Origin of the sequence: Fibrobacter sp. (assembly GCF_045131395.1) — a bacterium.
In the GTDB taxonomy this organism is placed as follows: Bacteria; Fibrobacterota; Fibrobacteria; order Fibrobacterales; family Fibrobacteraceae; genus Fibrobacter.
Window position 1 is genome coordinate 54,416 of record NZ_JBGUQY010000005.1, and the last position, 22,650, is coordinate 77,065.

General features: G+C 49.0%; 20 protein-coding genes and 1 tRNA gene. 10 read left to right on the forward strand and 11 right to left on the reverse strand.

The window, feature by feature from the left end; all coding sequences use genetic code 11:
- Positions 1–10 precede the first annotated feature (10 nt).
- The gene (locus ACJMNB_RS03910; RefSeq protein WP_405339193.1) at positions 11–1,810 is read right to left on the reverse strand and encodes a S41 family peptidase; all 1,800 of its coding nucleotides are present in this window, start codon (positions 1,808–1,810) and stop codon (positions 11–13) included.
- Between the two features lie 109 nt (positions 1,811–1,919).
- On the reverse strand, positions 1,920–2,774 hold the full coding sequence (locus ACJMNB_RS03915; protein ID WP_405339195.1) for an RNA polymerase sigma factor RpoD/SigA: 855 nt from the start codon (positions 2,772–2,774) through the stop codon (positions 1,920–1,922).
- A gap of 201 nt (positions 2,775–2,975) precedes the next feature.
- Between ACJMNB_RS03915 and ACJMNB_RS03920 the strand changes: the two genes are divergently transcribed.
- The 4 genes from ACJMNB_RS03920 to ACJMNB_RS03935 all read left to right on the forward strand — a co-directional run bounded on the left by ACJMNB_RS03920 (position 2,976) and on the right by ACJMNB_RS03935 (position 9,083).
- A complete protein-coding gene (locus ACJMNB_RS03920) occupies positions 2,976–4,190 on the forward strand; it encodes a sensor histidine kinase (RefSeq protein WP_405339197.1) in 1,215 nt (404 codons plus the stop codon).
- A 221-nt stretch (positions 4,191–4,411) separates the two neighbouring features.
- Complete coding sequence (locus ACJMNB_RS03925; RefSeq protein WP_405339199.1) at positions 4,412–5,686, forward strand: hypothetical protein; 1,275 nt, start codon at positions 4,412–4,414, stop codon at positions 5,684–5,686.
- Entirely contained in the window at positions 5,686–8,214 is a 2,529-nt protein-coding gene (locus ACJMNB_RS03930; protein ID WP_405339201.1) for a hypothetical protein, read from the forward strand. Before ACJMNB_RS03925 ends, ACJMNB_RS03930 begins: the two co-directional genes overlap by 1 nt.
- A 71-nt stretch (positions 8,215–8,285) precedes the next feature.
- The gene (locus ACJMNB_RS03935) at positions 8,286–9,083 is read left to right on the forward strand and encodes a hypothetical protein (protein ID WP_405339203.1); all 798 of its coding nucleotides are present in this window, start codon (positions 8,286–8,288) and stop codon (positions 9,081–9,083) included.
- Positions 9,084–9,236: 153 nt separating this feature from the next.
- On the opposite strand, the gene ACJMNB_RS03940 is transcribed toward ACJMNB_RS03935, so the two are convergent.
- The gene (locus ACJMNB_RS03940; RefSeq protein WP_405339205.1) at positions 9,237–10,811 is read right to left on the reverse strand and encodes a biotin attachment protein; all 1,575 of its coding nucleotides are present in this window, start codon (positions 10,809–10,811) and stop codon (positions 9,237–9,239) included.
- A gap of 175 nt (positions 10,812–10,986) precedes the next feature.
- Positions 10,987–11,586 carry an alpha/beta hydrolase gene (locus ACJMNB_RS03945; protein WP_405339207.1) on the reverse strand — a complete coding sequence of 200 codons (600 nt, stop codon included), beginning with the start codon at positions 11,584–11,586 and terminating at the stop codon, positions 10,987–10,989.
- A gap of 87 nt (positions 11,587–11,673) precedes the next feature.
- On the opposite strand from ACJMNB_RS03945, the gene ACJMNB_RS03950 reads away from it, so the two are divergent.
- Positions 11,674–11,985, forward strand: coding sequence for a transcriptional regulator (locus ACJMNB_RS03950; RefSeq protein ID WP_405339209.1), 312 nt, complete (start codon positions 11,674–11,676; stop codon positions 11,983–11,985).
- A 23-nt stretch (positions 11,986–12,008) separates the two neighbouring features.
- Here ACJMNB_RS03950 and ACJMNB_RS03955 read toward each other — a convergent pair whose 3' ends face one another.
- Genes ACJMNB_RS03955 through ACJMNB_RS03970 form a run of 4 tightly spaced genes read right to left on the reverse strand, consistent with a single transcriptional unit; the run spans position 12,009 to position 15,450 of the window.
- Positions 12,009–12,758 carry a nuclease-related domain-containing protein gene (locus ACJMNB_RS03955; protein ID WP_405339211.1) on the reverse strand — a complete coding sequence of 250 codons (750 nt, stop codon included), beginning with the start codon at positions 12,756–12,758 and terminating at the stop codon, positions 12,009–12,011.
- A 35-nt stretch (positions 12,759–12,793) separates the two neighbouring features.
- The gene (locus ACJMNB_RS03960) at positions 12,794–13,255 is read right to left on the reverse strand and encodes an RDD family protein (RefSeq protein WP_405339213.1); all 462 of its coding nucleotides are present in this window, start codon (positions 13,253–13,255) and stop codon (positions 12,794–12,796) included.
- Positions 13,256–13,276: 21 nt separating this feature from the next.
- Entirely contained in the window at positions 13,277–13,861 is a 585-nt protein-coding gene (locus ACJMNB_RS03965; protein WP_405339215.1) for an OB-fold protein, read from the reverse strand.
- A gap of 2 nt (positions 13,862–13,863) precedes the next feature.
- Positions 13,864–15,450: a hypothetical protein gene (locus ACJMNB_RS03970; RefSeq protein ID WP_405339217.1), complete on the reverse strand. Its 1,587-nt coding sequence runs from the start codon at positions 15,448–15,450 to the stop codon at positions 13,864–13,866.
- A gap of 147 nt (positions 15,451–15,597) precedes the next feature.
- Between ACJMNB_RS03970 and ACJMNB_RS03975 the strand changes: the two genes are divergently transcribed.
- Genes ACJMNB_RS03975 through ACJMNB_RS03985 form a run of 3 tightly spaced genes read left to right on the forward strand, consistent with a single transcriptional unit; the run spans position 15,598 to position 18,133 of the window.
- Positions 15,598–16,494, forward strand: a complete 897-nt coding sequence (locus tag ACJMNB_RS03975) for an aspartoacylase (protein ID WP_405339219.1) — start codon at positions 15,598–15,600, stop codon at positions 16,492–16,494.
- 2 nt (positions 16,495–16,496) lie between these two features.
- Entirely contained in the window at positions 16,497–17,141 is a 645-nt protein-coding gene (locus ACJMNB_RS03980; protein WP_405339221.1) for a hypothetical protein, read from the forward strand.
- Positions 17,142–17,146: 5 nt separating this feature from the next.
- Positions 17,147–18,133, forward strand: coding sequence for an HAD-IIA family hydrolase (locus ACJMNB_RS03985; protein WP_405339223.1), 987 nt, complete (start codon positions 17,147–17,149; stop codon positions 18,131–18,133).
- 251 nt (positions 18,134–18,384) lie between these two features.
- Here the strand turns inward: ACJMNB_RS03985 and ACJMNB_RS03990 are convergent.
- Positions 18,385–18,457: transfer RNA gene (locus tag ACJMNB_RS03990), tRNA-Gly, on the reverse strand.
- 91 nt (positions 18,458–18,548) lie between these two features.
- Here ACJMNB_RS03990 and ACJMNB_RS03995 point away from each other — a divergent pair.
- Both ACJMNB_RS03995 and sfsA read left to right on the forward strand, forming a co-directional pair.
- Positions 18,549–19,112 carry a hypothetical protein gene (locus ACJMNB_RS03995; RefSeq protein WP_405339225.1) on the forward strand — a complete coding sequence of 188 codons (564 nt, stop codon included), beginning with the start codon at positions 18,549–18,551 and terminating at the stop codon, positions 19,110–19,112.
- Positions 19,113–19,114: 2 nt separating this feature from the next.
- Positions 19,115–19,846 carry a DNA/RNA nuclease SfsA gene (gene sfsA / locus ACJMNB_RS04000; RefSeq protein WP_405339227.1) on the forward strand — a complete coding sequence of 244 codons (732 nt, stop codon included), beginning with the start codon at positions 19,115–19,117 and terminating at the stop codon, positions 19,844–19,846.
- 6 nt (positions 19,847–19,852) lie between these two features.
- On the opposite strand, the gene nudC is transcribed toward sfsA, so the two are convergent.
- Both nudC and speA read right to left on the reverse strand, forming a co-directional pair.
- A complete protein-coding gene (nudC, locus tag ACJMNB_RS04005) occupies positions 19,853–20,698 on the reverse strand; it encodes an NAD(+) diphosphatase (protein WP_405339229.1) in 846 nt (281 codons plus the stop codon).
- 47 nt (positions 20,699–20,745) lie between these two features.
- A complete protein-coding gene (gene speA, locus ACJMNB_RS04010) occupies positions 20,746–22,644 on the reverse strand; it encodes a biosynthetic arginine decarboxylase (protein ID WP_405339231.1) in 1,899 nt (632 codons plus the stop codon).
- Positions 22,645–22,650: the final 6 nt, after the last annotated feature.

Here is a 22,650-nt window from a genome sequence, read left to right on the forward strand (position 1 = left end):
TCAAGGACGCCTACTTCTTCTTGGAATCCTTGTTGGACTTCTTGGATGCCTTCTTGTCCGGTGCGCTGATGGCCTTCTTGTAAAGGTTCATGTCGCTCAGGTACTTGATGGCTTCGTTCAGCTGCTTGTCCTGCTTCAAGGAGAAGGCGGTACTGACGGAATCGTTGATGAAGGCGGTCAAGAGTTCGCGCTTGATGCCGTCCTTGATGTACTGCTTGTTCTCGTCGAACTGGGCGTTGCGGTTGTTTTCAAGGGTCTTGCGCATTTCTTCGAGGCGCTTGGCCAGGGCAGAATCGCTTACGGTCTTTGCGCTGTCGCCCATGTAGTTCTGTTCGCGGATAATGCTCTTTTCAAGCTGGTCCACGCCTACCAGAGCGTTGCTCTTGATCTTGGTGAAGTTCGTGTCCTTCATGCAGAAGTCGCGGAACTGCGTAAACAGGCTGTCGGGAACTTCCCAGTTGGGGTCAATCTTCACGTTGTTCTTTTCTAGATCCGGGCGAATCTTGACGGCGAACTTGAAGTACATGGCCATGCGTTCCTGCACTTGCACCACCCAGGGCATGGGGGCGAGTTCAACTTCTACGTCTGGGGAAATGCCGCCACTACCGAACATCATGCGTCCGTTGTTGGTGTAGAAGGTGTCGACCTTGGCGGTGTCCTTCTTGGTGGAATCGGCCTTTTCGTCGCCCTCTTCGGCGGCGTATTCTTCTTCCATGAGCTTAAGGCCCTTGATGCCGTTTTCGGGCTTGTTGATGCAGCGGCCGAAGGGCAGGTAGTAGAATGCCGTGGTGAGCTTGAGGGCGTTGCCCTGGTTGTCCAGCGGGAAAATCGTTTGCACGGAACCCTTACCGAAGGAGGTCTTGCCGATAATCAGGGCGCGGTCCCAGTCCTGGAGTGCGCCAGATACAATTTCGGCGGCGCTGGCAGAACCCTGGTTCAAAAGAACCACCATGGGAACGTCCGGCTTTACGATGCCGTTCTTGCGGGCGTGACTTTCGGTCTTTTGGGTGCGACCGCGGGTGCTCACGATCAGGTTGCCCTGTTTCAGGAACAATTCGCTGATTTCAATAGCCTGGTTCAGAAGTCCACCCGGGTTGTAGCGCATGTCGAGAATAATCTTCTTCATGCCCCTCTTCTGCAGAACCTTGAGGGCGTTTTCCACGTCGCTGGTGGTCTTGTCGCTAAAGGTGGCGAGCTTGATGTAGCCGATATCCTTGGAAACCATGCCGTAGTAGGGCACGGCGTGCACAATGATTTCGGCACGGGTAATGGTGAAGTCCATCAGGTCGGGCACGCCTTCGCGTTCAATGGAAACGGTCACGTCGGTGCCGATCTTGCCGCGGAGCTTGTTCACGGCTTCGTCGAGGCTTAAGCCCTTGGTGTCCTTGCCGTCGATTTTGCGGATGCGGTCACCGGCGCGGATGCCCAGACGGAAGGCCGGGGTGCCGGACAAGGGGGAAATGACGGTCAAAATGTTGTCGCGGAGGCTAATGGTAATGCCTACGCCGCCGAACTTACCTTCCATGGAGACCTTGAGGCTTTCGTAGTCCTTGGGCGAGAATACCGTGGTATGGGGGTCCAAGATGTTACGGATGCCGTTCAAGGCTGCATCGGTGAGCTCCGTGGGGTTCACGTCTTCCACATACTTGCGGTTGACTTCAGACAGCACCTTGTTCAGGCGGGAAACTTCGTTGTAGAAGTCGCCAGGAGGATCTTTCTTGTCATTTGCCGCAAAGGGGCTCGTAGTGATGCAAAGAGCCGAAAGACCGGCTACAAGGAGGGTTCGAAAATTCAGCGTATTGAAATTCATGCCTTAAAAATACAATTTCATTTGTTTGCCGGGACGCCAAAAACGGAAAAAACCGGTCAAAAAGACCGGTTTTTTTAATTATAAGGAGAGAGAGAAAAAAAGGTCAAAATTAGGCGGCGTCGTTCAGAACGCGGGCGAGCTGTTCATTCCGGAGCTTTTCAAGAGCGGAATCCTTGAGCTGGCGGGTGCGTTCCTTGGAAAGGCCGACCATGGGGGCGATTTCTTTCAGGTTCAGGTCGGAATCCATCTTGAAGCCGAAATAGAGCTTGATGATTTCCTTTTCCTGAGCGGAAAGGCTATTGTTCATCGCCTTGTCAAAAAGCTTGGTGCGGTTGTTCTTTTCGGCGAGTTCGTCGGTGCGGAATTCCTTGGCCGCAATGGTGTCGCCGAGAGTCATGTCGCCATCTTCGCCAACAGGGGTGTCCAAAGAGGTAGACTTGTTGCCCATCATCAAGATCTTTTCGATGTCGTCGGCTTTGTACTTGCTGACGCCTTCGAGGCTCTTGGGGTCGAGCATAAGGCCACCGCCCACAACCTGGTGCATTTGGCCACCCTTTTTGGCGAAGCGACGGAGAATCAATTCCTTTTCTGCGCTGATGCGGACCAAACGGCCGCGTTCAGCGATGGCGCGGGTGATGTTCTGGCGAACCCACCAGACTGCGTAGCTGATAAACTTGATTTTCTGGGAGTGGTCAAAGCGGCGAGCGGCTTCGATAAGGCCCATATTGCCTTCGTTGATGAGCTCGTTCACGTCGATGCCCTGACCCTTGTAAAGGTTTGCAATGTTCACTACAAAGCGGAGGTTGCTTTTGACCAGCAGGTCCATGGCTTCGCGGCTGCCTTCGCGGACTTTGGCGAGAACAACCTTTTCCTGTTCCTTGGTAAGCAGCGGATATTTAGAAATATCGTTCAGGTACTGGAAATAAACATCCCTGTCATCACGAACGTGTGTATTCTTAATCATATCATCCTCGTTGCTTGTTGTTTCGTTTACATCCGTAAATCTACCTCCATTTTCAATTTGAAGTGTCACAGATTAAGCTTTAGTTCGCAAAAGTTGTTTATGAATTTCGTCAAGGAAAACCCGACTTTTGTCACGTTTTTGTCATAAACCCCTTTTTTTTGCCAAAATAAGACCTATTTTTGTGTCTGCGAGAGGAAAATCATGACAACTAAATATGCAAAATCCGCTTTTAGGGCCTTTTTACGCCGCAATTATGAACGTTTTGCGGAGTTGCAGGAGGCCCAATTTGAAAAAAATGAGCGGGAATTGATCGAAATCATGGGCGACGAGAACGATGTCCAGTATCCGATTCCGACTATTGCGTTGATGATCCTGATTTGGATGTTTGTTTTGTTATTCCCGCTGATATTGTTGCTTGATCCGACATATCCGATGACGCAGGTGTCATTTATCAACCTTGCTACTTACTATTTGCCGCTTTTGGCAACTTTCTTGACATTCTTAGTGAACCAGCGTTACCTTGTTCCTAAGTGCTTTTTTAGAAAACGCTACGTGGTGTTCTTTTTCGGTAACGCCCTGTTGCTATTTATTTCGTTGCTTGGTCGCGAAGTTTTTTATTTCTTGATTCAGCGCAAGGCGGGCGAAGGTATCGTTGAGTTCTTTAGCAACTATTGCTTTAGTGCTGGGGCCGTGCGTGGGCATTTTTCTGTTTGGACGGTGCTGGTGTTTGTGATAGTGCTTGCGCTAATCTGCTTTGTGTGCATTTTGATTTCAATGTTCACGAGGCTGATTATCAGGGCGTTTATCTTGCGCGAAAAGAAACGTTCGACATTGGAATACGAACTTAAATTCTTGAAGAACCAGCTTTCATCGCACTTTTTGTTCAACACCTTGAACAATATTACCAGTTTGATCCGCATAGACCCCGACCTTGCGGAAACCAGCATGACAAAACTTTCGCAACTGATTCGCGTGATGCTTTACCAGACCAGCGACAAGTATATTTCGCTTAAGGAAGAAGTGGGCATTCTGGAAAAGTATGCGGAACTTGAAAAGCTGAGACATGACGATTCCTTCGACTTCAAGTTTGAATACGAACTTGAAAATCCTGATTGCCAGGTGGAACCCTTGTTGATGATGCCCCTGATGGAAAACGCCATGAAGCATTGCGTGAACCCCGACGGAAAAAGTTTTGCTCATATCAGGATTGTGCAAAAGGGCGATGAGCTTAGCTTTGTGAGCGAGAACAGCAACTTTCCGCGCAAGGCGAAGCCGAATGCTAGCGGCCTTGGACTTTCTACTTTCAAGAAACGCCTGGAACTTATGTATAGCGGGCGCTACCAGTATAAGGCTGGCGTAGAGGGCGATGCCTATAAGACGGAATTGAAGATTGTGTTGAAAAAGGATTCCGTGTAAACGCTGTATACACTTTCTTCAGAAAATCTTGCGGGTTGTCTTTACAAGAAAAATATCATTATCTATAATTCCCCGCGGAGCAATAAATAGTTTTTAGATACATCTGTTAACCACAGGTGTATTTTTTTATCTGTTTTGCGCTTCTGTTTTTATATGGCTTTTTATATCCTGCCTGGCGAACGCTAGGGAGCATCATAAACATCATTTAATTTGGAGGTCCTATGAAAAGTAGGATGTCAAGGTGTGCAGCCTTGATCGGGACCGTATTGTCCCTTTCGAGCTTTGCACAGGTATGTAACGATGTTTCGCTGTATAAAAATGGCGAAGCAGGTAAAATGGAAACTGCTGGCATGACGTTCCCGGAAGCGCCGGAATGGAGCGCCAACTGGGGAGAATTTCAACAGGGCGGAAATGTCCCGGGCGAAATGGAGGCGCTTACCCCGCCTTATATCCGATGGTCTGGCATGAAGGACAAGGCGGGGGACTGGACGGGTATGCTGGTCCTGAACAAGATGCCGGTAACCGTCCAGGGCGGGAACCTAGCTTTCAAGGTGCGCACTACGCAGAAAGGCAAGTTCGGTATTTGGCTCGCAGGAACGTTCGGCAATAGCGCTGCCAAGTTCTTTGATCTTGAAGCCAACAAGACCTATTCGCTGAAAGTGCCGGTAGAAGAACTTGTCGGCGGGTCCGCGAAAACGGTTGAAAAAATCGGTATCGGCCTCTTTGACGTTCCTGCCCGCCAGTATACGACGCTCCTTGTTGACGACGTTTCTTTTAGCTGTGCCACGTCAGGTCAAATTTCCTCTGTTGAAGAAGAGCGGTACCCCTACAGCGATTTGAACCCTAAGGCATCGCATAGAAACGGCAAGTTCCTGGAGACGCCTACGGCTATGACTTCTGCGGCCTATTCCGAAGAAATGCGACGCAAGATGGCGGCTTCTACACAGGTCGACTTTGTTCTGAGCGAAAATGAACATCGCCAGATTGAAGCGTTTACGGGCCGGACAGACTTGACTCCGCAAAAGTCCCGGAATGGTTGGTTCCGCAACATGTATCTTGTTGACAGGAACCGCCTGCGGGATAGCGTTATTGCCAATCCGAAGGGTCTGTTTTACGAGGCGGGGGAGGCTGCCGCCGAAATGGATAAGCGGGAAATGCCCCTGTTGATTGGCAATGTGGACTACGCCTACCGTATGTGTAACGACAGCGCATGCAATAGCGCGCAGCTGGTGAATGCAAGAATCTTGCAGGCGGGGCTCCCGTCGGCAAGTGTGAACGGGTCCCTGTTAAAGATTTTCTATGATCCCTATTTTGTTTCCACAAACAGGGATGTTCTACCCAAGGTTGAGATCTTTGCAAATAAGAAATGGCAGACTCTCGAGCCGAAATCTGAATTGCTGGTTGAGTTTGAATCGGCTGGGGTTCAACCCATAAACATTCGGCTTTTTGAAGGTGGCGTAAACATTAACCAGACTTTATATGTGGAGGTGAAGTAATGAAATATCTGTCATTTTTCTTGGCACTGTTGGTGGGCGCGTCGGTTTCTGCTGCAAGGGAACATACGGATATGTTCTTTTCTAAGGGAAAGGAACAGAATGCAGAAAACTTGTGCATTGTAACGGTGGTTAGGAATTCTTTGGCGTATGTGGATGCGACAGGCAAGAGTTGCTCCCCTGTACAGGGTAAGGCCCGTCTCAGGGTATTGAATCCCCAGATAGACGAATCCCAAAGGCTTGGATTCAATCTGGTTCGCCCGTTCTTGATTATAGACGGTATTTACCTTGGCACGGACGAGGCTCGTTCTTTGGGGGATCTGGAAGAAGAAGTGGAACGCTTCGGTATCGTTGATCCGCTTGTAGAATTGGGCTATACGCCGATTCTTGTACAGTTTGCGGAGACGGTGAAGATGTCCTTGCAAGAGAATGCGAAGACGCTGGCCTCAATTTTGCGGATTATGAACTCGAATGCACTTTTCGGTTTTGAAAACAAGCTGACCGATGGCATTGTGGTGTTGGGCGTGAGCCAGGGCGGTATTCTGGGGCGCTATGCATCGTACTTGTACGATAGCAAGCGCAATAAGAAGACCGATGCCCCCATCCGTCTGTATGCATCCTTGGATTCTCCGCACCAGGGAGCGATTATGCCGCTATCTCTGTACTATACGATTAATTTCTGGGCCGAGGAAGGTGGCTCTGCCGATGCGGAAGCCTTTAAGGACTTGATTGACGGTCCGGGTGCAAGCGGCCTGTTGCTGCACCAGAAAAAGTGTGAAGATTCAAAGTGCAAAAAGTACACGTACGAAGTCGATACGTCTACAAAGCGATTCCTTTTTGGCGAATACCGCAAGTCTGCTGAATATAAAGGATTTCCGTCGGTACTTGTGGCCCAGGGACAGCTAAAGGGTAAAAGTCCGACGCATTCGAACACCTATTTTAAGTTGAATAGGTATGCTAAAAAATACGGCTCTATATTTGGCCGAGCCGAAAGCATGCTCTATTCCTATGCCGACGGCAAAAAGGAAATAGCCAAGAATAGGGTGTATCAGTTCCCTGGAGATATTGAAGAAGAAAAGCCCAGTGGCGCCGCAACGTATGACTTTGTTCAGGGGAGTACCTATCCTTTTGCCGAAACCATGTACAATGGCTTGCGAGAAGGGATGCTTGATGCCATGCCTAATGGCATGACTGAAAAGATTGCTTTTATTCCGATAGACCTTTCCACGGGTTGGGACGAAGACACCCTGATGCAAAAGAACAGTACCTTTATTCCGACGGCAAGCGCCATGGACTTGAATTGTAATGGAAAACTCGCCATGACGGACAATTGCGCTTTTACGCAGAGCCAATCCGGTTTCCCGTTTACTAATCCAGGTTCCAAGAGTTCTGCCAATGCAGCTTATGCCGTAGATGCGACTCACCCGCGTTACAAGGAATCCATTAGCGGTAGGCATATTGAATTGCCGGCGGCCAAGACGCTTAAATCGGATTCCTTGATTGTGGGCGGTTTGCAGGTTGACATGTGGCGAGTTCTTTGTGAATTGGCCAATTATGACTACGATGATTCTAGAAAGGGGTTCCGCAATGAAAATCTTTCCTGGTATTTTACACCGGGAACCAATTGCATGGACCAGACGAAAATGCCGAAATTCTTGAGAAAGGACGGCTATGTCCAAAAGAAGTATTTTGCCTACGGTCGCTACGACTATAAGGCGGATGCTACTGAACAGAGCAAAAACGTGACTTTCGATGTGCCGGCGGGTTGGCATAAGGTGGCTGTTTTCGACTATGGTGAACAGCTGCCGGAAGGCTCTGATTTCCAGGTGGACATTAAGGTTAACAAGTCCAATGGAAATTGGATGAAGGCTGAACTTCTCCTGATGAAGTCCAAGTCCGGTGCAGGCCAGTTGCAGCTGCAGGAAATTCCGGTTACGGTAGACGGTAAGAACAATCATCTCCATTGGAAGTTCCCTGCAGGCGAGGGGGCGCTTAAAAGCTATCGCTGGATCCGTTTGGTGCTCAATTCGGATGGCGGCAATGTGACCGTTTCTAAGCCGGTGATGACGAAAACCGTTGAAAATACGAACAAGAAGTTCGATACCCTTCAAGAAAACCTGTACCCCAATATCCGTAATACGTTTGTTCCTTGGACCTCTTCGACGTCTGCGACTCCTTATACGGATGCGCTGGGCTCTGGCATGGCCCTGGATTACAGGAACATCAATGGCGGTGTTTATCTGGACCTGGATGGAGAAAAAAGTGCAGATTCTTACACCAAGTTGCGTGTCTACTATTGGCCCGGAACTTGCCAAGGCACGGGTATTTATTTTGATTCCTATGCGACATCGATGCAGCTGTTGAGCGAAAATCCGGTGTTTGACGGACAGTTCCTTATAAAGGAGGTCCCTATTTCAGACATTATAAACACGGGAGTATCCCATAATCATCGAAAGATCGTCTCTAGGCTGGTGTTCAGGAGCCTTGGAGGCAATGAAAAGTGTCTTGTGTACAGAATTTTGGCAAAATAGTTTCCTTTTTCTACAAGATAATCGTATTTTTGCGGTATGAGTTGGTCATACCGCTTTTTAGGAGTAATGATATGAAGAAAGAATTGATTCTGTTGGCAGCCATGTCGTTGGCGCTTACGGGATGTCTCCAACCGAATGCCCGTTCAATGGGGGCTACGTTGATGTCTGCTCCACTCATGCACCGCAGTTCTCCTGACAGTACTTCCCAGGAAGTTTCGGTGGCTGCGTCCGGTTTTTATGGACATACCGGTGATGCCTACAATGTGGAGGACTTGAATGCGGGTGGCGGAAACGTGAGTGTGACCTACCGCTTGGGTGGAGTGTATTCACCATTGTTTATGAATGTAGCTGTTGCGGCATTGGGCGGTTCGCTTCGGTTTGGCTGCGATAGGGACAGCGACTGCGATAAAAACAGTCCGGTTGACAAAAAGTATATCGATTGGCTAGAATCTGATGAAGGCTCGGAAAGCTATAGTTTCTGGAATGGCCAACAACGACTCCTTGTGGGCGTCGACTTGAGCTTTGGCTATGCGATTGTCGGAGCCGGTGCGGGCGTTCAGCTGTTCCAGGGCGGTTCCGATTATGACGACATGCGTGAAAAGCTGGATGAAGCCGGCCTTGTCGACAATCTTGACAATGAGAGCGGATTCGGTGTTGTTTCTTCCGTATGGCTTGGCTCGTACCTAGGGTGCCATGGCCAATATGGAAACCTGGTTGCCGAGATGAATGTCTTGAACAAGGGCGGATTCAACAATTGGGTGTCGTCTATCAAGTGGACCTATACTCACCCGACCGGATTCTTCGGCGGGGCAGCCTACGGGAACTTGATGGAGATGACCTTGTTCGCGGGAAAAGAATTCGTGTTCTAGATTCCGCCTAAAGGTGGCCATGCGCACTAGGCAACAAGTTGCCATGTGCTGTCCGCCGGGGCAAGCCCGGGATGGCAAGAAACTGCGTCTGTTGACATGAAAAAAGAGCCCCGGCGATTTGCCGGAGGCTCTTCTTAATTTGTTTTGAACAAATTACTTGAGGGTCTGAACCTGCACGTCCCAGCTCTGGTTGCCAAGAGCGATACGGTAGGTGCTTGCAGCGCCGGCCTTCATGTTCTTGGTGTCCACTGCCGGAGCAGCATTCGGGTCCTTCTTCGGCACGCCAATGTGGCGGTTGCCCTTGAGGAATTCGATACCCTTGTTGCCAGCCTTCGTCTGGAGGCAGCCCGTGATGAAGATGGTTTCGTCGGTAACCGGCAGACCATTTTCTTCGAGGAGAGCCTTGGCCTTCGGAATGCCCGGTTCGAGAATTTCTTCTGCGCACTGGACGCCCGGATAGGCTTCCTTGAACGGCTTCATGTTGAACTGGTCGGCAGCGATCTTCACGAGTTCCGGATCCGGTTCGCAAGGAGTCTTGCCCTGGTAACCGAGGAGCATCTTGCCGTAGCCTTCGGTCATCTTGAACCAAGTACCGCGACCGGCAGCCTGGTTCAGGGTGTTCATGTAAGCCTGCTGGAAGTAGAACTGAGAAACCGGCGTCACGGAAGAAGCAAAGCCACCGCGGCGGACGCATTCACTCATGTTCTCGATAACCTTCGGGAACAGGTGGAAGGTCTTGGTTTCACGCATCATGAGGGTGTTGGCGGTAAGAGCGCCACCCGGCATGGGGCTGAAGATCACGTCGGTAGTGATCTGACGAGCTTCAGGCGGGAAGTTGTAGTCCTTGAGGCATTCAACGGCGACGTTGTTGGCTTCCATGAGTTCCGGAATGTGATCATCGACGATGCTGTCTTCACCGAGGGCGAGCTTGTAGTCCGTACCCTTGAGGGCGTGGAACATGGAGAACAGGTCGGGCTGAGCCGTACCGCCGGAAAGCGGCTTGCGGCCGAGGTCGACGCCATCAGCGCCACCTTCGATAGCAGCCTTGTACTGGGCCACACCGGTACCGCAAGTGTCATGGCTATGAATGCGGAGTTCCACATTGTCGCCGAGGAGCTTACGGGCGCGCTTGAAGGTTTCATAAACCTTGGTCGGGTTCGTGGTACCGGAAGCGTCCTTGAAGCAGACGGAGGCGAACGGAACACCTGCGTCCAGGATGCTGCGGAGAATGCGTTCGTAGAATTCCGGGTTGTGGGCGGCGTTGAGGTCGCATCCCGGAGGAAGTTCCATCATGGTCACGACGACTTCGTGTTCAAGTCCTGCGTCGTGAATGCACTTACCGGAGTAAATGAGGTTGTTGACGTCGTTGAGTGCGTCGAAGTTACGAATACGGGTCATGCCGTGCTTCTTGAACATGTCGGCATGGAGCTTGATCATATCGCGCGGCTGCGGGGCGAGGGCCACCACGTTGATACCGCGGGCGAGGGTCTGCAGACGGACGTTCGGGCCCACCACGCGGCGGAATTCGTCCATCATGTCGAATGCGTCTTCACCGCAGTTCTGGTAAAGGGCCTGGAAACGGGCGCCGCCACCAGCTTCAAAGTGGGTGATGCCGGCCTTGCAGGCAGCTTCGACAGCGGGCATAAAGTCCTTAGCGAAGACACGAGCACCGAAAATAGATTGGAAACCATCGCGGAACGAGGTATCCTGGAACTTGATCTTTTTCATAGTGTTTTCCTGTGGGATAAATCCCTTGTTTTTTACTGTACAATAAAATACGGGCGTAAAGATAGTAAAAGGCGAATGCCGCGACAAAGCAATTTGTTGCTTTAGCATGGCTGAGCCGTACTATCGGCGCTCTGTAAGAGCGCCAAATCGAAAAAACGGGGAAATACCCCTTTTTTTATCTATTAGAGGTTATCCAGCGGTCTAAAAACTGCATTTGTTCGTCCGTATGGAACCAGTGCTCGCCGCCGTTCATCACGGTTATGGTTGCCCCGACCTTGTTCGCGAATTCCTGCATGGTTTCCAAGGACGTTAGGTTGTCCGTTGAACCGTAAAGAATCTGCGTCGGGATTTTCCACTCGATGGAATTTTCGCGTACGTAGCAAAGGTATTCCCACGATAGGGTTTCGCCGAAATCCGTGGCGATTTCTTTCTTTTCGCGGAGGGTGTCTTCGGAGATGCCAGCCCACATCATCATGTTGCAAATCAGCTTTTCCAAGTTGACCATGGGCGAGATAAAGTAGGCCTTTTTGAAGGGCTTTTGGCTGAGCGCGTTCATCGAAAAGAATGCGCCGATGCTGTTGGCGATGAGGCAGACTTCGTCGTAGCCGTTTGCGACAGAATTGAAATAGTCGGAGAATTCTTTCTTTGCGTCCCAAGGGGTGTTTGACTTGTAATCAAAACCGATGACGTCGCAATCAGGGAACAGGCTTTTATAATGCAGCGCTTCGTCTGCGTTGCCGCCTTTCCCGTGAATATAAATGATAAGGCTTTTCATGCTGAACACTCCGAAGGGAAAGATAGAAAAGTATTTGCCTCTTGACTTTATGTCAAATCTGATATATATTTTGTTAAGGAGTTGTATATGGAAAAGGCGAAAAAAGAAAAGCTACAGAAGAAAGGCTGGAAAGTCGGTGATATTGATGAATACCTAGGGCTGAGTCCGGCTGAAATGGCGATTGTTGAAATGAAAGTCGCTTTGGCGAAGGCTTTGGTCGAAAAACGAAAGGCTTGTGGTGAAACGCAGGTCTCTGCTGCGATTTTGGCAAAGACTAGTCAATCGCGGTATGCGAAAGTGGAACATGCTGATTCCAGTGTTTCTCTAGAATTGATGATTAAGATGTTCTTTGCCTTGGGCGCGAATAAGAAAGAATTGATTAAAGTTCTTGCGGATTGATGTGCTGCTTCGGATCAAAATGGTTAATCAACGGAGACTTTTATCCATTCTGTGATCTGGTTTGCTATTGAGCGGACTTCGTCAATGGTAAGACATTCTTTTGTATTTGCAAAAAACTTTGGGAAACTATTTTCATTTAAAATCCAATAATTGGAAAATTCATTTTGAGGGTTTTCAATGTAAGCGCCGATGATAATCGCTACTTTCTGAATGGGGTAGTCGCGTCCACAAAGTGCGTTCAATTTTTCATGAATGAAATTGGCTTCACCGTCCATTTGGTTTAAAAGTGTTGCGCATTGATGTCCGTTAAACATTAATTTGCCGTTTTGAAATAAGAACTTATATCCCTTCTTTCGGTCGTAATGTTTGGTCTCAATAGTGAAAATGCCTTTGGTACTAATAATAAGATGGTCTACATTGAAACAATCTCCGCATATGTCGTGGAAAACTCTAATGGAGTCGTTGCTCAATTTGTTCAGCATTTCTCCGACGAGCCTTTCGCCTTCCATTCCTTTATAGCAATTACGGATGTGCCTTAATAATTTGATGGACTTACGAATGCCGTAAATGAAAATTATACTTGTAACTATGGAAAATGTTATGGCCATGGCCATAGTTATTTCCCATACTTTGAAATAGAAAAGCCAAACATATAGAGTTAAAACAAAGAATGCAATAAACATTCCCCAAATGGTGAAATATTTCTCGTAGTCGGCATCGATTTTCTTTTGGAGAGATTCTCCTTGGACATGTGTACGAAATTTCTTTCCCATTAGAATTTCCTATGGTTTATACATCTGTGTTTTCTTTATTCAAATTTTACTTCGGAGTCTCTTTTCTTTGGGCGAACAACGACTGTTCCTGCTATTTTATCGTGCCATCCCTGTTTTCTAGAATCGAATGCGACCCAAATGAAACCTAAACACAACGGTATGGTTGATAAGAAATACGCAAGATATCGGATGATGCATTGACCAATAGAAGGTTCGCCGCCTGTTTTTGCGTCAACAATTTTAGCGGAAATAGCGAACTTTCCTGGCGTAGCTTGCTTCATAAGCCAAAAGGCAATTATTGCAACCATCGGGAAAATATAAGTTAATAGAAAATCCATTGGACCTTCAACTATGTTTTCGCTCTCCCAATACGCAGTTCCGTAAAAAGCTGTGAGAATAGGGAATATGATAATCAGAATTAATATACTGTCAATTATTGTTGCTCCAACACGAGCCCAAAAACCAACGTATTCTAGTTTTTCTTGAACTTCTGCCATGATTCTATTCCTTTTTTACTTTTAATGGATTGTACAATTTGATCCATGAACACCGATTATGTTGCCGCCATCAACAATTGTGCAGTCAACAGCGAGGCGTTGCCCTTTATTTAATGCAGCCAATTTGTTCTTCTGATGTCCGGGAAATTCTGCTATAACATAATCAAGATCTAGTAAACCTCCGCAAGAATTTATGGATACGGTCAAAACTCCAAAAGAGTTGTCTATGTCTGCTGCACAACCGAGGATTGTAATTCGCTTGCCGTTATATTTTTCTCCTGCACGAATTTCGTTGTTCTTGAATTCGCTTAAAATTTGAGATGCTGCTACTTGTATAGAAGCCTTTTGTGGTTCTTTGTTGGAATAGTTAAAATCTCTGTTGTTGCCTAATTGATGGCTATTTGATGGTTTTTCAAGTAGAGCAGTGATTACTACAGCTAGTACAACAAGAACCAAAGCTCCAGTGACAAACACAGTTTTTGATGAGTTGCTATTTGGAGAAGGTGTATATTCTTGTTTTTGCGATTTGTTTTGTGGCGTTCCGCAATATGGACAATAATCATGCCCTTCTCCAATTTCTTTAGCACATCTTATACAATACTTCATTACTAGTCTCCTTCTGTCTCCGATTTGAGTATGGGATAACCATCGTTTACATCGGCGTCGTATATGAATTCATCGCCCAGGAGTTCTGTGAACTTTTCGGATTTCATTTCTTTGGATGATTTGGGTGTGGCAACTCCGCCGCCGTTGTTCAGACCGAATGGTTCTTGTTCGCCTTGTTCAAGGTAGTAGTAATCGGCCATGGTGGTATTGTAGTTGTAACCAATCATCAAGCCAACTAAAGAATCTCCGTCAACTTTGCCGGTGCTATAGGCTGCGCTGGTGACACCTTCTTTATTGTAGCTGAATATTCCGCCGACATAATTTCCCCCATAAATATTGCCGGTGTTATAAATATTGGCTGAGGTGATATACGCGACTGAACCGATGATGCCTGCTGTTCCATATACTCCTTCTATGTCTGCAATGTTGCTTAGAGAGGAAATTGTTCCTGAACATGCCATCCCAGAAATTCCTCCTACATAATCTTTACCTGTAACTCTTCCTTGATTATGAGAATTTGTAAAGGATCCACAGTTAAAAGAATTTTTTGAACATGAATAGGAACTGCTTCCATTACTATAAAGTAAAGCGTTTCCTCCGCAATGTCCTGATATTCCGCCTACAAAATGCGTACCATTGATGTTTCCAGTGTTTCTTAAGTTTTTAACATCATTTTTTGAAGTTGAACCGATGCCTCCAAATATTCCGCCGACATGGTCGTTACCCTCAATAGAAGCTGAATTTTCTGCGCCGTCTACGGTTACATAGGTTGCACAACCGGCGACACCACCGACATTCTTGTTGCCGATAATGATTCCTTCGTTTACAGCTTTTTTTACGACAGAATTACTTTTGTAATCCTTTTGGTTGGAACTTCCCATCACACCGCCAATACAATCTTCTTTTCCTGATACACTAGCGAGGTTGGTTAGATTTTCTACCGTGCCGACGTTGTAGCCGATGATTCCCCCAGTATATTTTCCGCCATAAACCCAAGCGTTACTTAGAGTCAAATTTTGAATTATTCCACGACTATTTCCAAACAGACCGTTGTTGCTGCTTGTTGTATTGATGAACATTCCACTGATGGAGTGGTTGTCGCCGTCAAATGTACCGTCAAAGGCGACACTTGAATTTCCTATAGGAGTCCACTTGTGAAGCTTGGCAGAGTCTGCTACAAAGCCGCCTTTGTCATCAATGATTTTACCTTTGTTGAGAAGGATGTCGGCGCCTAATTTAAAGTATTTGCCTTTGTAGTCCTTGTCGTTTGATCCCACAATAAAAGAAAGGTATGCGAGTTGCTCGGCTGTTAAAATCATATAGGGGCTTAGTTTGGTTCCGCTTCCGCAAGCAAATGATTTTGCGGTTGTACCATCCCAAGGATTGCCGCTTTCTCCAGAGCATTCTTCTTCGGATTCATTAACAGAACTACTGGATTTTCCTTTTTTGGAAGTGCTGCTGGAACTGATTTTTTTGTTGGAAATGTTTTTTTCAGAGATGATTTCGTCATCGTCTGAGGAAACTGTACTGGAACAGGCTCCTAAAAGTGCGGCACAACCCAAAGCTACAATATATTTCGCCAAAATCATTATGAACCTCAAACAAATTTCGTTACAAATATATCCTCTTTTGAAAGAAAAAAGAAGTCTTTTCGCCAAAAATGGCCCGAATTAAAATAGTGGTGGTCAAAAATTAGGCTATAAAAAATGCTTTTGCAAAATTTCTATATTATGGGCATGAGTTTGATTAATACCATAGTCGTTGCAGGTGGTACCCACGGTAACGAGCGGACTGGCGTTCGCCTTGTCCAGAAATGGATGGAACACCCAGAGTGTTATAATTCGCTCTGTAGCGCCAAGGTGGATTTGGTGCTTGCAAACCCCGAAGCGGTGCGCCTGAATCGCCGCTATCGCGATCATGACCTGAATCGCGCTTTTTCGCAGACTTGTTTGGATGTGACTGTTGATTCGCGCTTGTACGAATTCCGCCGCGCGAAGGAACTGAATGCTTTGTATGGCCCGAAGGGTGCGAACACCAAGACGGATTTGATTCTGGATGTGCACAATACGGGTTCGAATATGGGCTATTGCCTGATTCTGTCGACGCGTGACCCGTTTACGATGCGCGCCTCGGCGGTGTTGACTCAAGAATTCAAGAACGCCTGGATTTACTACCAACCCGAAGAACGTTCGGCGTCGCCTTATTTTGGAACGGTGGCGAAGGCGGATGTTTGCATCGAGATTGGCCCGCAACAGCACGGGACAATTGATGCTGCGATTTTCGAAGAATCGGAACGCCTGGTGAAGCGTTATTTGGAATTGGCCGAGGAATGGAACCGTGGCGAATTGCAGAAACGCCCGCTGATCAAGGTGGAAGTATACACGCAGTTCAAGGATTTGGGTTACCCCAAGCCGCAGGGCGGTGGCCCGATTCAGGCGATGATTCATCCGGATTTGATGGGTCGCGACTATCGCGAGCTCAAGGATGGCGACAAGTTGTTCCGCACGTTCGATGGCGAAGACATTTTGTACCATGGCGAATCTCCGGTGTATCCGATTTTCATTAGCGAGCCTGCGTACTACGAAAAGGATATCGCGATGAGCCTCACCAAGAAAACAGTGGAGGAGTGGTAAGTATGGCAGACGAAAATGAAGAATTGAAGGAAATCTCGGGCGAAGAACGCCTGAAGAATTTCATGGAACTGGTGCAGAACCAGAAGAACGAACCTTGGGATTCCAGACTTTCGGATATTCTGGATGCGTTCGAGGACTTTTTGACGCTCCGTCCGGAACCGCCGCAGGAATGGCAGGATACTTACGCCAAGAGCGGTAAGGAATTCGACTATTACCAGGTGGTGCTGCCTCAGGATTTCCAGGATCCATATGAAGACGACTTGGGCAATATCCGCAGACTCCGCAACGAATTCGAGCGTACGCCTTCGACGATGGCGCTTGAACACGAGCTGGTGAGCCGCAACTACTTTATTTTTGAAAATGGCCACGCTGAACCGATTCCGGCTCCGCGCCCGATGCTGATGCTTGAAAGCAAGGACCGCGAAGACGACGAAGAGGAACAGGAAGGCGACATTACATGGGATTGCTGCATTTCGATTTTCCCGGACGGCAGCTACATTGCCTACAACTTGAATCACGATGACGAAGAAGAATTGGGCGAAGACTTTAAGGCCGAATTCGACAAGCATATCGATGTTCTTTCGAAGTTGCAGTTGGTGATTCCGGTGGAAGGCCGCGACTACGGTATTTTGAATAGCCGCTGCTAGCCCTAATGGAAGCTTTAGAGACTGAAATCTATCTGCGATATAAGCAGGTGCTGAAGGAGCAGGGGGCGAGCGTTCCGCAACCCTCTTCTTGTGATGTCCGCGAGGGGGGCGAGTCGCCTGCGCCGCGTTACACGCACATGGAAGATTTGCTGGACCGTTACGATGCGTTTTGCTTTGACGGATACGGCACGCTTTATAACCGCGGGAGCTTTGTTTACGACGGGGCGCAGGATTGGTATACAATGCTGCGCGCCGCGGGCAAGCAGATGCGCCTGATTACGAATGCCGCGTCTGATGTGGATTCGGTGCTGGCGGCTGATGCGGCGAAGCGAGGCTTCGCGTTTAGCGAGGCCGAGACGATTTCTTCGGGAAGCTTGCTGAAGGATTTGTGCGTTGAATTGCGCAGCCGCAAGATTGGGGCTGGTCTTGGCACGCATCGGGATTTGCGAGAAGTCTATTACATCGGTCGCGAAACGGGTAAGCATGTGCTTGAAAGTTGCGGCATTAAGGCTGTGGCTCCGGCGGCAGAACCTGTGGAGCCGATTGTGGCGATTTCGTCGGCGAAGGATACGCCTGAAACTTATGAGCAGGCGGTTAAGATTCTGAAGCGCCCGGGAGCGATTCTTCTGGTGCTGAATTCCGATGCGTGGGCACCCAAGATTCCGGGTGACGATGGCGTGACGGTTCGCGAGCCGGTATCGGGTGCTTTGAGCGAGCGCTTGCGGCGCGATTCTGTTTGCGAGGCGAACGGAATGGCGGGCTGCGAGACTTTTTATTTGGGCAAGCCTTTCCCCGCGATTTGGGATAAGGTGAAGTCGACGCTTGCGCCGGATGCCCGCGTGCTGATGGTGGGCGATACCTTGGGCACGGATGTGCTGGGAGCCCGTGTGGCCGGGTTTGATTCAGCCCTTGTGGTGGGTAGGAATGTGCCGGCGGATGAACTCGAGGCGGACGAGAAGGCTTTGGGAATTAGGCCGGATTGGTATTTATAGGGATTTAAAGAATAGGGTTTGTGTGAACGAGAAAAGGGTTTGTTTAATCGCAATATTCCTTGCTTGCGCAAGGTTGCGATTAAACCCTCCGGGCTTGCACTCGCTGCGCTCGTGTCAAGCTCATAATTTGTCCCTTCGCGCTTTGCGCATGGGGCAAATTATGTCGAACCCTCTTCGAGGGTTCTAGAAACCCATCTCCTTCTCTTGTAAAACAAAAAGACCAGACTGTTAGTCTGGTCCTTTTGTTTTAGAGCGGGAAAAGGGTTTCGAACCCTCGACATCGACCTTGGGAAGGTCGCGCTCTACCAACTGAGCTACTCCCGCGATGGGTTGTAATTTAGAAAAAATGCGGTGTTTGTAAAGGGGCAGGGGGCTTTGTGTGTGTTCTTTTGCCTGATTTTTCTATCATTGTGGCATGCTTAAGTTTAAATTGATGATTGCGTGCGCGGTGACTGTGCTTGTTTCTGCAGGATATGCCGAAGAAAAATCTACATGGCAAAAGTTTGTAGAATTCTTCAGTCCTTCGTCGTCTGTGGAGGGCGAGGGGCCGCTGTACGATCAGGTTCGTGAACTGGACCGCAAGATCAATCGCGTAGAAGGCAAGTATGCCCGTGAACGTCGTCCGATGACTAAGGACCGCTACAAGAAAGAGCTTATTCAGTTGCGCGAAGAACGCGAAGCCTTGATGAAAAAGATTGAGGCGGAAGAAAAGAACAAGGGTAAATCCTCGGCTGTAGCAAAGTCCAGTTCTTCTGTGAAGGTCGCAAGTTCGTCTTCCCAGGCTGCTTCTTCTGCGGCTCAGTCTTCTTCAAGTGTTGCAAGCTCGGCGTCTGAGATAATCGCTGTTGATGGCTGCAAGCCGGATACGGTTTATGTCCGCGACACAGTGGTGGTGCATGACACGCTGTATGTGATGCTTGCGCCGAAGCCGGAATCTGCTCCGAAAGCGGATTCTAGCGCCGCCCCAGAAAAGAAGTAATCATGCGTTACGCCAATATCGTTAAGGGACGGTTTATTTCTCGGCCAAACCGTTTTATTGCACATGTAGAAATCGATGGCGTCGATACGGTTGTCCATGTCAAGAACACGGGCCGATGCAAGGAACTGTTGGTGCCTGGGTGTACGGTGTATTTGGAAAAATCGACGAATCCGGCCCGCAAGACCCCTTACGATTTAATAACGGTAGAAAAGAAGATTAAACGCAATGGCCGCATCAAGTCGATGCTGGTCAATATGGACAGCCAAGCTCCCAACAAGGTGGCGGGGGAGTGGATTCGAGCACACGAGGAATTGTTCCCGAAGCTGTCTGTTGTAAAGCCGGAATACACCTTCGGAAATTCCCGTTTCGACTTTTATATCGAGTTCGGAAAACACAAGATGTTCATCGAAGTGAAGGGGTGTACCTTGGAATTCGATGGCCATGCCTATTTTCCGGATGCTCCTACGGAACGTGGGGTGAAACACCTGACGGAACTGACGGAAATTCTGCGGGAAAAACGTTGTGCCGATGACGGGACTCCCTATGAATGCGGCATTCTGTTCTTGATCCAGATGAAGGAATGCCACTCGTTTTCTCCTTACGATGCGGCTCAGCCGGAATTTGGCGAAGCCTTGCGCAAGGCACGAGATGCCGGTGTCAAGGTGTTTGTTTATGACTGCAAAGTAACGCCCCGGACATTGATTGCCGACGCGCCTGTAGCACAGGAATTGTAGTTCCCGTTAATTGTTGATTGTAAAGCCCCGGCGGAAATTCTCGATGAGGCAACAGCTGATGCTGACATCGGTTTCGTATTCGGGAATGTCTTCGCGCTTGACCCACATGGCTTCGGAAAGTTCTTCTTGCTGCATGCGGATGGTGTCGTCGCCGTCGAGTTCTGCGGTAAAGCCTGCGATGAGTGAATCGCTGAAGGGCCACGGTTGCGAACCGAAATAGCGGATGTTTTTCACGCGCAGGCCGGCTTCTTCCATGACTTCGCGGTGCACGGCTTGCTCCAGGCTTTCACCGACTTCGACAAATCCGGAAATCAAGAAGAGTCTCGGGTTCGGATTGTCAATGTTGTGGGCCATCAAGAGCTTGTCGCCGTTATGCACGGCCACAATGACTACGGGCGAAATTCTCGGATATACCACGTTGCCGCACTTGGGGCAAATGATGGAACGTTCGTGATCGCTGCGAATGGTGACGTTCCCACAGCGGCCACAGAACTTGTTCAAGGATTCCCAGTGGGCAATGTGGACTGCCGTAGCGCCACCCATACGTTCTACGGGATTCATGCCGCGGAAGGTGCGACTGCCCATGAATTCGTAGCCTTCGGGAGCTTCTACGGTGCGATTGTCCAAGAAAAATGCGGTATCGTCGATGCAGAAAAGGTAATGGCCTTCAAAGTCATCGAGAGACTTCCCTTGGAGTTCAAGCAGTTCGCCTACGCGAGGAATCGCGTAGCCGTCGCCACTCTTTTTGAGGAGTGTCTTGGAACCGTCGTAACAGATTAAAAAGTCTGTTGGCTTCGGGTCGCAAACCTTGAATTCGTTGTTTAACTTATGAGGCAGAATCTCGTGAATCATAGGACTGGATTGCTTCACCCCTTTCGGGGTTCGCAATGACGTTTACGTTACTCTAGGTAAGTATACCCGTACAGGCCGCCGCGATAGATGTTCAAGAATTCTTTGCCTTCTTGCAGGGTAATCTTGCCTTCCTTCACGGAGCGGGAAACCCAGTTTTCCATGGTGCGCACAAGAGCCTTGTCGCTGAAGTTCACGTAGTCGAGCACGTCTTCCACGGATTCACCATCAATCACCTTGTCGATTTCGTAGCCGCCCTTGTCGTTGCAAACGATATGGACTGCATTGGTATCGCCAAAGAGGTTGTGCAAGTCGCCGAGGATTTCCTGGTAGGCACCCACGAGGTAGACTGCAATGTAATACGGTTCTCCGTTCTTGAGTTCATGCAACGGGAGCGTGCGGCTTACATCGCCACCGCGAACGAACATGTCGATTTTACCGTCGGAGTCGCAAGTGACATCCTGCAGTGTGGTTTCGACAGTCGGCTCTTCGTTCAGACGCTGAATCGGCATGAGGGGGAAGACTTGGTCTACGCCCCAGCTGTCCGGCAGACTCTGGAACAAACTGAAGTTGCAGAAATACTTCTGGGCCAAAAGGCGCGGAAGTTCGCTCAGTTCATAAGGCGGATGGCGAAGGTCCTTGGCGAGCAAGTCAACCTTGCGCACGATGCTCCAGAACAAGCGTTCGCACATGGCGCGAGTGGGCAAGTCGTAATCGCCCACCTTGAAACCGTTGAGCACGTCGTCGTTCAGCTGAATGGCATCGTGCCAGCTTTCCAGCAGGTTCTTGGGAGTGAGTCCCTTGTAGATGCCGTAAAGGTCCTTCAGTGCATCAGGAGCGTCGTCGTCGATTTCGTGAATGTTTTCGTCGAAGAAAGCCTGGCCGGCAGTTTCAAGAACGTTGAACACCAGGATGGAATGGTGTGCTGCGAGCGCACGGCCAGATTCCGCGATGATATTCGGGTGTTCGACTCCGCCGTTTTCGCAAGCTTCGAACATGGCGTAAACCACGTCGTTGGCGTATTCCTGAATGGAGTAGTTCACCGAGCTGGCGTTAGAGCTGCGGGTGCCGTCGTAATCGACGCCGAGACCGCCGCCCACGTCTACGAATTCCAGGGCCATGCCCATCTTCTTAATTTGCACGTAGAACTGCGAAACTTCGCGAAGGCCGCTCTTGATGTGGCGAATGTTGGTAATCTGGCTACCCAGGTGGAAATGGATGAGCTTCATGCAGTCTTCCATTTTCTCTTCCTTGATGTAGTCCAGGGCTTCCAACAATTCGGAACTGTTCAGACCGAACTTGCTGTGGTATCCGCCGGATTCTTCCCACTTGCCGCTACCGGAGCTGGCCAGCTTGATGCGGATGCCAATGTTCGGGCGCACGCCGATGCGACGGGAAAGTTCCACCACCAGGTGGAGTTCGTTCATCTTTTCGACGACGATGAAAATCTTCTTGCCCATCTTCTGTGCAAGGAGAGCCAGTTCGATAAAGTCTTCGTCCTTGTAGCCGTTGCAGATAATCAGCGAATCCGGATTGTCCATGTTCGCAAGTACGGCATGGAGTTCCGGCTTGGAACCGGCTTCGAGACCGATGTTGTACTTTTTACCGTGGCTGACGATTTCTTCCAAGACCGCGCGCTGCTGGTTCACCTTGATGGGGAAGATGCTGTAATAGCTTCCGTTGAAACCATATTCCTTGCGGGACTTGTTGAAGCATTCGTTGATCTTTTCGATGCGGCTGTCCAGGATGTCCGGGAAACGCAGCAGCATAGGAGTCGAAACATCGCGGAGCGAAAGTTCCTGCACCAGTTCGTAAAGGTCGATGTCCGGACCGCCATCCTTGAGCGGATGTACGGTGGCATGACCCTTTTCGTTGATGTCAAAGTAGTTTACGCCCCAACCCTTGACGTTGTACAAGTCACGGGAGTCGTCAATGCGCCATTTTTTCATTTCAGG